Below are 12,051 nucleotides of genomic sequence, written 5' to 3'. Positions count from 1 at the left end.
ACAAGGCGCCATTCCAGCAGTAACTGGGCCAGCAGATTACTGCTTGGCGGCACCCGAAAGCGGATCGGCAGCAGCGCCGGTCGCGGCAGGTGCCGGAGCCGGGGCAGCGGGTGCGGTCGAAGCCGGTGCCTGCTGCTGGATGTTGCGCTGCAGCGACGTATCGATCTGGCGGCCCGAGCTTGCGCCCACGGCCAGCGAGGCGAGCACGATGCTGAGCAGCACGAACACGCCCGCCAGAATGCCGGTCAGGCGAGTCATGAAGTTGGCAGCGCCGCGCGCCGACATCACGCCCGAGGGGCTGCCGCCCGTGCCAAGACCGCCACCTTCGGACTGCTGCATCAGGATCACTGCCACGAGAGCGGCAGCCACCAGTGCCTGAACGATGGTGAGGAATTGGAACAGCATGTCAGAATCAGCCTCATCGTGGGCCAAGCGCCCGCCTTGTTGTCGCGCAGATAGGGCCAAGCCCTCTCCTGCGCAACCCGCTTGGTCCGCTGCGGGCGCAAGCCCGACTGCGAACCGTCACAAATATTCCCCGACTCAGTCCTGCAGGGCCGCTGCCGCGCCGACGATGGCAAGGAAGCTTTCCGCCGTCAGGCTGGCGCCACCGACCAGTGCGCCACCGACTTCCGGGGTTTCGAGCAGTTCGCCCGCGTTGTCCGCCTTGACCGAGCCGCCATAGAGGATGCGTACCTGCGCGCCTGCCTCGCCGTAGACTTCGACCAGCTTGGCGCGTAGCGCCGCGTGCATCTCGGCGACATCGGAAGCTGCGCAGACCTTGCCGGTGCCGATCGCCCAGATCGGCTCATAGGCCACAGACAGCTTCTCGGCAGCCTGCTCGGACAGCGGCAGGCTCTCGCCCAGCTGCGCGGTCACGACATCGAGCGCCCTGCCCGCCTCGCGAACGTCCAGGCTTTCGCCCACGCAGACGATCACGCCAAGATTCGCCGATAGCGCGGCTTCCGCCTTGGCGCGTACGTCCGAATTGCTCTCGCCATGGAGCGTGCGGCGCTCGGAGTGGCCGACGATGGTGAAGTCGGCACCCGCATCGCGCAGCATCGGCGCCGAGACGTCGCCGGTGAAGGCGCCCGATTCGAGCGCATGGCAGTCCTGACCGCCGATCCCGATCAGCTCGACCGCGTCACGGGCGCGGAAGATCAGCGTGGCAGGCGGCGCGATCGCCACCTGCACGCGCGGCAGACGGCCAGCTGCGCGGTCGATCGCACGAAGCTCGTTGAGCATCGCACGCGTGCCGTTCATTTTCCAGTTGCCGACGATGTAAGGCAGAGCAGCCATAGTAGTACCTTCAATAAACCCCCGCGGCGAACAGGGCTGCGGCGCGGACGCGCTCGACAGACATTACCCGGACGATTCCCCGATCAGAAGAGGAATCATGTCGCCACCATTGCCGGGCAGCTAGGCCAGTGGAGGGCGACTTGTCAAAACCGGTGCGACAGGACGTGGCTTGCATTTCCTGCCCCGTTGATTGCATCCGTGCGCGTCGCCAGCCATTGCAGGATGGACAAAGCCCCCCTAAAGCCTGCCGCGATCCATCTGCCGGACGCGCATGCGTGCGGCGCACATGGACATTTTGTCATATGCAATTTCGGCAGGGTCATGCTTTCTGGTCTTCGCTCCCTAATCAAGTCCAAGGTCGGTGCTGCCATCGCGGTGCTGTTCCTCGCTGTCATCGCCCTCTCCTTTGCGAGCGGTGACATCTCGAACTTCACCTCCAGCGTCACCGGCGACGACAGTTCCGGTTCGGTCGCGGTCGTCGGCGGCAAGCCGATCGACCAGCAGACGCTCACCCAGTCGATGCAGGTCGCCTTCCAGCGCATCCAGCAGCAGCAGCCGACCGCGACGATGGGCCTGATGATCGCCCAGGGCGCGCTCGACGACGTGCTGAACGATCTGGTCGACCGCGTGGCCGTGGGCGTGTGGGGCCAGAAGCACGGGATCGTCGCGGGTGACCGTCTGATCGACAGCGAGATCGCCTCGATCCCGGCGTTCGCGGGCGTTGACGGCAAGTTCAGCCAGGACACCTTCAAGCAGGCGCTGGCTCAGCGCAACATCACCGAGCAGTCGCTGCGCGACGACATCGCCCAGGGCCTTATCGCCCGCCAGCTGGTGGTGCCTGCAGGCTTCGGCACGGTGATGCCCAAGGCACTTGCGGAACGCTATGCCGCGATGCTCGGCGAAAGCCGTGAAGGCGCCATCATCGAGGTTCCCGCGCTGGCCTTCGCGCCGCAGGGCGATCCCTCGGCCGCGCAGCTGAACGCCTACTACAACGCGCACATCACCCGCTTCCAGCGCCCCGAACGTCGCACGGTGCGCTATGCCCTGTTCGACGAGGCGGCGATGAAGAATGTGCCCGCGCCGACAGATGCCGAGATCGCCGCGCAGTACCAGAAGGATCAGGCGCAGTATGCCGCGCAGAACCTGCGCAGCGTGACCCAGCTGATCGTCGCCGACCAGAACACCGCCAACGCCGTCGAGGCCGAAGTCAAGGGCGGTAAGTCGCTCGACGACGTGGCCAAGGCCAAGGGTCTGTCGACCGCCAAGGTCGGCCCGCTCGACAACAACGCTTTCGCAAACCAGATCTCGCAACCCGTCGCCAACGCGATCTTCGCAGCCCCCTCGGGTCAGCTTCTGCCCCCACAGAAGGGCGTGCTCGGCTGGTACGTGATCCATGTCGACAGCGTAACCACCAAGCCCGCGCAGTCGCTCGACCAGGTGAAGGCGGATATCGCCAAGACGCTCGCCACTGCCAAGCAGACCGCTGCATTCTCGGCAATGCTGAGCAAGATCCAGTCGCAGTTCGACGGCGGCGCAGGCCTGCCCGACGTTGCCAAGGCGATGGGCCTCGAAGTCAAGACTTCCGAACCAATCACTGCCGACGGCAAGGTCTACGGCAAGCCGCAGGAGGCGCTCGCGCCGGAACTGGTCCCGGTAATCAAGACCGCGTTCTCGATGGAACAGAACCAGCCGCAGGTTGCAGAGGCCGTACGCGGCAAGAGCGTGATCCTGTTCGACGTGTCCCAGATCGACGAATCGGCGCCTGCGCCGCTCGCACAGATCAAGGGTGACGTGGCGCAGGCCTACAAGCTCGACGCCGGGTTCGATGCCGCCAAGGGCGCAGCCCTGAAGGTGCGCGATGCCGTGCTCAAGGCCAAGGACCCCGCCGCGGGCCTCTCGGCTGCGGGCAAGCCGCTGCCGCCGGTTCAGCCGATTGGCCTGTCGCGCGCAGTGCTGACGCAGATGATGCAGCAGGGCCGCCAGATCCCGCCGCCGGTCTCGCTGCTGTTCCATATGGCTGAGGGCACCGTGAAGGTGCAGGCAGCGCCCGACAAGCGTGGCTGGTTCGTGGTCTTCCTCAAGACCGTGAAGCCCGGCGCGCAGGTTCCGCCGCAGGCCATCGCTTCGGCGCAGACCGAACTGGGCCAGCAGCAGGGTGACGAGTACACCCAGGCTCTGACCAAGGCGATCCGCAAGGACGTGGGCGTGATCAAGCATCCCGCCGCGATCAGGACGGTGGCCCAGCAGCTGGGCGGTAACGCGCCCGCCGCCTCGACCAACTGATCGACGCTCACCTGACAGAATGCTCCGGCGGCCTCCCTTAACGGATGGCCGCCGGAGAACAGCATACCCCAAACAGCATACCGGGAACCCAAGTGATGGTGCATGAAACCGACCGCGCGGCCGCGCTCGTCTGCCTCGAAGCGGGACGTCCGGCTCTCGCCTGGCGGCGGTTGGTTGCAGACACCGTCACTCCGGTCGGCGCCGCGCTCAAGCTGTTCGAGGACGGCCGCGGCGATTTCGTTCTCGAATCGGTGGAAGGCGGCGAGACGCGCGGGCGCTACAGCCTGATCGGCCTTGATCCCGACCTCGTATTCCGCGCCATTGGCCCCAGGGCTGAAATCAATCGCGGCTGGAAGCATGATCGCAAGGCCTTCGCGCCGCTTCCCGGCGACAGCCTCACCGAACTGCGCCGCCTTGTCGCTTCCTGCAAGATGGACGTGCCTGCCGAGCTGCCACCGGCGCTTGCCTGCGTGGTCGGCTACTTCGGCTACGAGACCATCGGTCTGGTCGAGAAGCTGCCGCGCGCGCCGCAAAGTCCGCTCGAACTGCCCGACATGCTGTTCGTGCGCCCCTCCGTCATCCTCGTGTTCGACCGGCTGAGCGACGAGCTGTTCTGCGTCGCCCCGGTCTGGCCACAGCCCTTGTGGAGCGGCCCCGCAGACGCCCAGCGTGCGCTCGACATGGCGCATGACCGCATCGACGACACGCTGCGCCGCCTGGCCGAGCCGGTTCCCGCCCAGCCCGCTGCGCTCGAACTGCCTGAACCCGAACGCAAGCCGGTGATGGCCCCTGAGGATTACCGCGCCATGGTCCTTCGCGCGAAGGACTACATCGAGGCGGGCGACATCTTCCAGGTCGTGCTGGCCCAGCGCTTCACCTGCGAGTTCCCGCTGCCGCCGCTCGCGCTCTACCGATCCTTGCGCCGCATCAACCCCTCGCCGTTCCTCTATTTCCTCGATCTGCCCGGCTTCGCGCTGATCGGATCGAGCCCCGAGATTCTGGTGCGCGTGCGGGATGGCGAAGTCACCATCCGCCCGATCGCGGGCACCCGTCCACGCGGCAAGACCGCGATCGAGGACAAGGCGAACGAGGAAAGCCTGCTCGCCGATCCCAAGGAGCGTGCCGAGCACCTCATGCTGCTCGACCTCGGACGCAACGATGTGGGCCGGGTGGCCGCTGCGGGCACTGTCGAAGTGACCGACAGCTACACCATCGAGCGCTACAGCCACGTCATGCACATCGTCTCGAACGTCGTCGGCCAGCTCGACGACAAGCGCCACGATGCCGTCGATGCGGTCTTCGCAGGGTTCCCGGCAGGCACCGTCTCGGGCGCGCCCAAGGTTCGCGCCTGCCAGATCATCGCCGAGCTCGAACCTGAGACGCGCGGTGCCTATGCGGGCGGCGTCGGCTATTTCGCGCCGGACGGCTCGGTCGATTCGTGCATCGTCCTGCGCACCGGCGTCCTCAAGGACGGCGTCCTCCACGTTCAGGCGGGTGCCGGTATCGTCGCCGATTCCGATCCCGAGTACGAACACCGCGAGTGCGAGGCCAAATCCGGCGCGCTGTTCGCCGCTGCCCGCGAAGCCCTGCGCGTCGCCGGGGAGCCGGGCTTCGGCCAGTGACGGATTTAGTGACGGAAACCCGGGCATGAACGGGCGCCCCGCCGGTCGCGACATCGAAATCGTCCTGACCGAGGCGGATATTCGCGAGGCGCTCACCGCCCGGCGTAGCCTTGGTCGCGAGGTGTTTCGCGATCCGTTCTTCGGATTTCTGCTGGCGGTCATCGCCATGGTGATCGGCAACGGCGGGCAGTTCCACGCGCTCTATCTGCTGAGCGGACTGGCCGTGATGGTCGTTCTGGCAGGCTGGTACTACTGGCGCCGAGAGCCGCGCTTCGAGGCCGAAGTGGCGCGCGAACTCCGCTATCGCCAGACCCTCGATGCCAACAAGGGGCCGCTGCACGTCATCGTCGCGCGCGAAGGCCTTGCCATGGCGCGCGACGGCAAGGTCGAGCAACTGCCCTGGAGCGCCCGTAAGCTGCGCGGCGAACTGGAAGGCGTCTTCCTCGTACGCGACGATGTGCTGCCCAAGCGGTTGTTCTCATCCGCCGAAATCAAGCTGCTGCGCACAGGGCTTCCCGACAATGCTGCGCCGCGCGGTTGAGCCTGCCTCTCGCCTCGCGCTGACGATGGGCCTGCTCGCAGCCCTCGCCGCGTGCTCGCCATCAAAGTCCGAGAAGCCTGCTCCGCAAGCCAGCGAGACCCCGCCGCCCGCCGCCTGCGAAAGTGCGCAGTTCGAGGGCACCCCGCTCACCCACTGCACCGCACGGCCCGGCCACAACCGGATCGAAACCGTACTGGGACCGGCAGGCGGCAAGCCCTACCGGAGCCTCTCCGAACTGGCGCTGGCGCGCAGCCATGCCCAGGGCGGCAAGGCTCAGCCCGCCGTCGCCTTCGCGATGAATGCAGGCATGTTCGATACGCAGGGCCTGCCGATCGGCTACTACGTCGAGAATGGGAAGCGCGCCCACGAACTGAACACCAAAGATGGCTGGGGCAACTTTCACCTCAAGCCCAACGGCGTGTTCTACGGCGCGGCAAACGGTCCTTGGGCGATCCGCACCAGCGACGATTTTCAGGCCCATGTCTCCAGCCGCCCCGACTTCGGCACGCAATCCGGGCCAATGCTGGTGATCGACGGAAAGCTGCACCCCAAGCTCGACAGCGATGGCGCTTCCCTGAAGCTGCGCAACGCAGTGGGCGTGGACGAGGCGGGCAACGCCCATTTCGTCATCGCCGATGCCCCGGTCTCGTTCGGGCGCCTCGCGCGCTATTTGCGCGACGTGCTTCATTGCCGCAACGCGCTGTTCCTCGATGGCTCGGTCTCATCCTTGTGGGACCCCGAACATGGCCGTGTCGACGGCGGACCTGCGCTCGGCCCCTTGATCGTCGTCGAGAAAAGGACGAAGGCGAAACCATGATCCTCGTCATCGACAATTACGACAGCTTCACCTGGAACCTCGTCCACTACCTGATGGAGCTGGGCGCGCAGGTTGAGGTCGTGCGCAACGACGCGCTTTCCGCCGCGCAGGCCGTGGACTCGGGCGCCAAGGGCTTCCTGATCTCGCCCGGCCCCTGCACGCCCAACGAGGCAGGCGTCAGCCTCGATCTCGTAGGCGCGGCGGCGGACAGCGGCATTCCGCTGCTGGGCGTGTGCCTTGGCCACCAGTCGATCGGCCAGTATTTCGGCGGCAAAGTCGTGCGCGGTGGGCTGATGCACGGCAAGACCAGCCCGGTCACGCACGATGGCAGCGGCGTCTTCGCCGGGCTCCCCTCGCCGTTCACCGCCACGCGCTATCACTCGCTGATCGTCGAGGACATTCCCGAGGTGCTCCACGTCAACGCGCGCAGCGACGACGATCACGTCATGGGCTTCCGACACAGGACGCTGCCGATCCACGGCGTGCAGTTCCACCCCGAATCGATCGCGACCGAGCACGGCCACGCGATGCTCGCCAACTGGCTCAAGGCCTGCGGTGTCGACGCAGTGCTGCCCGAGCGGGTGCGCGCGAAAGAAAGCCTGAGCGCGTGATCGCCACCCTCCCCGATCCGCTTCACCCGATTGCCGAGGACGAGGCCGAAGCCGCGTTCGGCGCTATTCTCGACGGGGAGGTGCCCGAAGAGACCATCGCCGCGTTCCTGATCGCACTGTCCGAGCGCGGCGAAGTCGCCAGCGAGATCGTCGGCGCGGCACGAGCGATGCGCGCGCGCATGATCCCCATCGATGCCCCCGCCAATGCGCTCGACGTGTGCGGCACGGGTGGCGACGGGCACCACACGCTCAACGTCTCGACCGCCGTTTCGCTGGTGGTCGCCGCCTGCGGTGTGCCCGTTGCCAAGCACGGCAACCGCGCGGCCAGTTCCAAGGCGGGCGCGGCGGACACGCTCGAAGCGCTCGGCCTCAATCTCGACCGCGCGGCAGAGACGGCGGAAGAGACGCTGCGCGATCTCAACATCTGCTTCCTGTTCGCTGCCGCCCACCACCCGACCATGGGGCGCCTGATGCCGCTACGGCGCGCGATCGGGCGCCGCACGATCTTCAACCTGATGGGCCCGCTCGCCAACCCCGCGAAAGTCACGCGCCAGCTCGTCGGCATCGCCCGCCCGGCCTACGTGCCGATCTATGCCGAGGCGATCCTGCGGCTCGGCACCGAGCATTCGATGGTGATCTCGGGCGACGAAGGCCTCGACGAGCTGAGCCTTGCGGGCGGCAACGAAGTGGCCGACATTCGCGGTGGCGAAGTCTCGATGCGCCGCGTCGCGCCGCTCGATGTGGGTCTGCCCGAAGCCGGGATCGATGCGATCCGGGGCGGCGATCCGGCCTACAACGCGGCGGCGCTTCGGGGGCTGCTGATGGGTGAGCCCTCGGCCTATCGCGATGCAGTGCTGCTCAACGCGGCAGGTGCGCTGATGGTCGCCGGCGAAGTCTCCTCGTGGCGCGAAGGCGTCGAGGAAGCTGCCGAGGCCATCGACAAGGGGCTCGCCAAGGCGCTGCTCGACTGCTGGATCGATACGCTCCGCTGAGCCTCTATCTACTTAATCAAGGTTTCTCCCGATGGCCGACAAGCTCACCGAAATCTGCGCGACCAAGCGCGAGGAAGTTCTCGCCCGCAAGGCGCTGACCACGCTCGCCGATCTCAATGCGCGCGCGGCCGAACAGAGCGCCCCGCGCGGCTTCGAGGCCGCGCTGCGGGCCAGGGCCGAGACCGGCTTTGCGCTGATCGCCGAGATCAAGAAAGCCTCGCCCTCCAAGGGCCTGATCCGCGAGGATTTCCGCCCTGCAGAGCACGCCATGGCTTATGAGCAGGGCGGCGCGGCCTGCCTTTCGGTACTGACCGACGCCCCCTACTTTCAGGGGCACGAGGACTTCCTGATCGAAGCGCGCGCGGCCTGCTCGCTGCCGGTGATCCGCAAGGACTTCATGATCGATCCGTGGCAGGTGGCGGAAGCCCGTTCCATCGGCGCCGATGCCATCCTCATCATCGTCGCCGCACTCGACGATGTACTGATGGCCGAAATCGAAGCCGCCGCGCATAGCTACGGCATGGACTGCCTTGTCGAGGTTCACAACGAAGAGGAAATGGCCCGCGCGGCCAAGCTGAAGTCGCGCCTCATCGGCGTGAACAACCGCGACCTCAAGCGCTTCGTCACCGATATCGGCGTGACCGAACGTCTCGCCCCGCTGGCGCCCGAAGGCACCCTGCTGGTGAGCGAGAGCGGCATCAACACCCACACCGATCTCACCCGCCTCAGCGCGTGCGGCGCCCGCACCTTCCTCGTCGGCGAAAGCCTGATGCGCCACGCCGACGTCACCGCCGCCACCCGCGCGCTGCTGACCGGAGCCTGAGGCTCCTACCCCTCCAGCGGCAGCATCAGTTCGGTGAGCGCCTCGGTTTCAGGCACCATCGGGTAGAGCCGAACGCGCTCGCAGAACAGCGGATAGTCGCGCAAGGTCTCGCCGCTGGCAGGAAGCCAGTCGCGATAGAGCGCGATGGCCGGGGCTTCGAGGTCCATGCCGCGCCCCGGCACCGGCAGCACCGCCACGCGCCCGCCGGGGATCTCGATCCGTTCGACATTGGCAGTCGCATCCCCCTTGAACCCACCCAGCTTTGCGGCCGGAACCGAAGCGCAGAGCACCAGTCGATAGTCCTCCACCGGCACGCTGCGCGGATCGACCGGGAACAGCGTGAACGTGCGACTGATCGGCGGCACCAGCCCCGCCTCGCGCCGCCAGTCGATGAAGCGGCGGATGGTGTCCTCCAGCTTCGCCGGATCGCCGCGATGCTCCATGGCGGCGACGGTCACGGGGGCAAAATCGCGAATTTCAACGCTGTCTAGCATCGTATCGGTCGTCATCACACGTCTCCTTGCCAGTTGAAGTCTCTCGCTCAGATTGCGCCATGCGCTCCAGTCCGGCGCGCGGCGAAAGGCGCTGGGCGAGGTTGCGAACTGACGCCGGAAAGCGCGGGTGAACGCCTCCAGCGTTTCGTACCCGGCATCGAACGCGAGATCGGTCACGCGCGTCCGCGGGTGGAAGCCGCGGCGATGCGCCGCGCGGTGAAGTCGCAGGCCTTGCGCGAAATCATGTGCCGTCAGGCCTGTCGCGCTGCGGAACTGGCGATGAAAATGATAGCGCGAGAACCCTGCCGTCTCGGCCAGTGCGTCGAGATCGGCGAGACGCCCCTCCTCGGCCTCGATCAGCGCGATCACGGCAGCGAAGCGTTCGGCGTAAGGGTTCTGGCGGGGCGGGTTCTGCGTCATGTCGCTGCTTGTGACAGGATTCGCAGCGGCCCGCCTGCCCGATCTTGCGCCGGTGCCCCCCCCCTTTGAAAGCATATCGTTTTTGTCAGGCACCCTGTCCTACTACGCGCGATTGTGCCAACCAGAGCGCATGTTCCGCCCTCTATTCCACGCCCTGCCCCTGCCAGCTGACACTGCCGAGCGCCAAGGCGACACCTTTGCACTTGAAAGTAACAGCGTTAACTTAGATAAACTTCGCGTTTTCAATCAAGTAAGGCAGTGTGTCACGCCCAAGGTGACAGTCATGCCCTGGACCGTGTCAACTGTGTCAACCAGCCCCGCTTCGAAGCCGGCTTCGGAAAGGTCCACCGCATGACCCGCTCGCTCACCCACATCGATGCCGAGGGGACCGCGCGCATGGTCGATGTCGGAGCCAAGGCCGAGACCCAGCGCCTCGCCATCGCCTCGGGCCGCATCACGATGGCGCCCGAAGCGCTCGCAGCGATCCGCGCCGGGAACGCGCCCAAGGGTGACGTGCTGGGCACCGCGCGCATCGCCGGGATACTCGCCGCCAAGAAGACCGGCGACCTCATTCCGATGTGCCATCCGCTCGCGCTCGACGCCGTCAATCTGGACTTTTCATTCGAGGAAGATGCCGTGAGGGCCACCGCCACCGCCTCGCTCACCGGGCGCACGGGCATCGAGATGGAGGCGATCACCGCTGTCTCAATCGCGCTGGTGACGATCTACGATATGGCCAAGGCGCTCGACAAGGCGATGGTCATCGAGGACATCCGCCTGATCGAGAAGCGCGGTGGCAAGTCCGGCCACTGGCGCGCGCCCGACGCGCCGGAGCCAATAGTATGACACCACCGCTGCCTCTGGAGGACGCGCAGGCACGCCTGCTGGCCCTGGTCGAACCGCTATCGCCGGAAACGATCGCGACGCCGGATGCCACGGGCCGCTGCCTTGCCGCGCCTCTGCTCGCCCGGCGGACCCAGCCTGCCGCCGACATCTCGGCAATGGACGGCTACGCGGTTCGAGCCGACGATCTTTCAGGCCCCTGGCGTATGATCGGCGAAAGCGCTGCCGGACATCCCTTTGCCGGCAAGCCAAAGGCGGGCGAAGCGGTGCGGATCTCCACCGGCGCTCTGCTTCCCGCAGGCGCAGAAGCGGTGATCGTACAGGAAGATGTCGTCCGTGAGGGGGATGTTCTCACCCTGACCGGCGACGGCCCGGACACGCCCCGCCGCCACGTCCGCCCGGCCGGGATGGATTTTCGCACGGGCGACACCGTCATTCCGGCCGGAACGCCTCTCGGCCCGGCAAGCCTCGCCCTTGCGCTTTCGGCAGGGCATGGCACGCTCGATGTCCATCGCCTTCCCTCACTCGCCGTCATCGACAGCGGCGACGAACTTGCAGACGATCCCGCCGATTGTCCCTTGCATCGCATTCCGGCGAGCAACGGCGCTATGCTGACCGCCCTTGCCGCACCGCTCTGCCATGGCGTTACCCGGATCGGTCCGGTGGCGGATCGTAAGGATGCGCTTCTCGCGGCGTTCGAAAGCGAACGCGATACCGATGTCATCGTCACCAGCGGCGGCGCCTCGGTGGGCGACCACGACCTGATCCGGCCCACGCTGGAAGCCTGGGGGGCGCAACTCGCTTTTTGGTGCGTGGCGATCAAGCCCGGCAAACCGCTGCTGATCGCGACGCGCGAAAATGGTGCCCGTCGCCAGGTCATCGTGGGATTGCCCGGAAATCCGGTGTCGGCATTCGTGACCGGGTATTTCTTCCTGCTCCCTTTGCTACGCCGGCTGGGTGGCGCGGAAATGGCAACCCCGCGCTCGATCGCCACCCGTTTGGCCGGCTCGACGCCCGCGACCGGTAGCCGCCGCGAGTTCGTTCGGGGAATATGGGACGGCGAAGCGATTCATCCCATAACCCTGCGCGATAGTGGCGCACTGACATCGCTGGCACATGCCAATGCCCTCATCGATCTTCCCGCTGGCAGCCCGCCCCGCCAGCAGGGTGACAGTGCGCGCATCTACTTGATCCGGAACGGCGGTATTGCTTGACCGGGCGCAATTTGTTGCTTAGTTGTTCTCACATTGTTCACGCTTTAGAGCAGTGAGGCGGTCATGCCTCACCAGATCGGCAAGAGGCAGCGACC

Annotated in this window: 12 protein-coding genes; 9 read left to right on the top strand and 3 right to left on the bottom strand. The window is 66.5% G+C overall.

Annotation, left to right across the window (positions count from 1 at the left end; genetic code table 11):
• Window positions 1-36: 36 nt before the first annotated feature.
• Both secG and tpiA read right to left on the bottom strand, forming a co-directional pair.
• Complete coding sequence (secG, locus tag AC3EC3_RS03895) at window positions 37-402, bottom strand: preprotein translocase subunit SecG (RefSeq protein ID WP_488489190.1); 366 nt, start codon at window positions 400-402, stop codon at window positions 37-39.
• 138 nt (window positions 403-540) lie between these two features.
• On the bottom strand, window positions 541-1,296 hold the full coding sequence (gene tpiA / locus AC3EC3_RS03890) for a triose-phosphate isomerase (RefSeq protein WP_260922407.1): 756 nt from the start codon (window positions 1,294-1,296) through the stop codon (window positions 541-543).
• A 321-nt stretch (window positions 1,297-1,617) separates the two neighbouring features.
• Here tpiA and AC3EC3_RS03885 point away from each other — a divergent pair, with 321 nt between their 5' ends.
• From AC3EC3_RS03885 to trpC, 7 genes are all read left to right on the top strand, one after another.
• Window positions 1,618-3,579, top strand: a complete 1,962-nt coding sequence (locus tag AC3EC3_RS03885; RefSeq protein ID WP_488488353.1) for a peptidylprolyl isomerase — start codon at window positions 1,618-1,620, stop codon at window positions 3,577-3,579.
• Between the two features lie 95 nt (window positions 3,580-3,674).
• A complete protein-coding gene (gene trpE / locus AC3EC3_RS03880) occupies window positions 3,675-5,201 on the top strand; it encodes an anthranilate synthase component I (protein ID WP_488488352.1) in 1,527 nt (508 codons plus the stop codon).
• Between the two features lie 25 nt (window positions 5,202-5,226).
• Window positions 5,227-5,742: a hypothetical protein gene (locus AC3EC3_RS03875; RefSeq protein WP_488488351.1), complete on the top strand. Its 516-nt coding sequence runs from the start codon at window positions 5,227-5,229 to the stop codon at window positions 5,740-5,742.
• The gene (locus AC3EC3_RS03870) at window positions 5,723-6,559 is read left to right on the top strand and encodes a phosphodiester glycosidase family protein (RefSeq protein WP_488488350.1); all 837 of its coding nucleotides are present in this window, start codon (window positions 5,723-5,725) and stop codon (window positions 6,557-6,559) included. Before AC3EC3_RS03875 ends, AC3EC3_RS03870 begins: the two co-directional genes overlap by 20 nt.
• Window positions 6,556-7,170 (top strand): anthranilate synthase component II, encoded by a 615-nt coding sequence (locus AC3EC3_RS03865; protein WP_488488349.1) that lies wholly within the window; start codon window positions 6,556-6,558, stop codon window positions 7,168-7,170. Before AC3EC3_RS03870 ends, AC3EC3_RS03865 begins: the two co-directional genes overlap by 4 nt.
• Entirely contained in the window at window positions 7,170-8,162 is a 993-nt protein-coding gene (gene trpD / locus AC3EC3_RS03860) for an anthranilate phosphoribosyltransferase (protein WP_488489189.1), read from the top strand. The genes AC3EC3_RS03865 and trpD overlap by 1 nt, the downstream gene beginning before the upstream one ends.
• Before the next feature lie 31 nt (window positions 8,163-8,193).
• Window positions 8,194-8,985 carry an indole-3-glycerol phosphate synthase TrpC gene (gene trpC, locus AC3EC3_RS03855; RefSeq protein ID WP_488488348.1) on the top strand — a complete coding sequence of 264 codons (792 nt, stop codon included), beginning with the start codon at window positions 8,194-8,196 and terminating at the stop codon, window positions 8,983-8,985.
• A 5-nt stretch (window positions 8,986-8,990) separates the two neighbouring features.
• On the opposite strand, the gene AC3EC3_RS03850 is transcribed toward trpC, so the two are convergent.
• A complete protein-coding gene (locus AC3EC3_RS03850; RefSeq protein ID WP_488488347.1) occupies window positions 8,991-9,899 on the bottom strand; it encodes an AraC family transcriptional regulator in 909 nt (302 codons plus the stop codon).
• Window positions 9,900-10,250: 351 nt separating this feature from the next.
• On the opposite strand from AC3EC3_RS03850, the gene moaC reads away from it, so the two are divergent.
• The gene (moaC, locus tag AC3EC3_RS03845; protein ID WP_488488346.1) at window positions 10,251-10,745 is read left to right on the top strand and encodes a cyclic pyranopterin monophosphate synthase MoaC; all 495 of its coding nucleotides are present in this window, start codon (window positions 10,251-10,253) and stop codon (window positions 10,743-10,745) included.
• Window positions 10,742-11,956: a molybdopterin molybdotransferase MoeA gene (locus AC3EC3_RS03840; RefSeq protein WP_488488345.1), complete on the top strand. Its 1,215-nt coding sequence runs from the start codon at window positions 10,742-10,744 to the stop codon at window positions 11,954-11,956. Before moaC ends, AC3EC3_RS03840 begins: the two co-directional genes overlap by 4 nt.
• Window positions 11,957-12,051 lie beyond the last annotated feature (95 nt).

This window comes from Novosphingobium sp. BAM6 (assembly GCF_057784955.1).
This window is presented reverse-complemented; position numbering and strand designations above follow the sequence as displayed.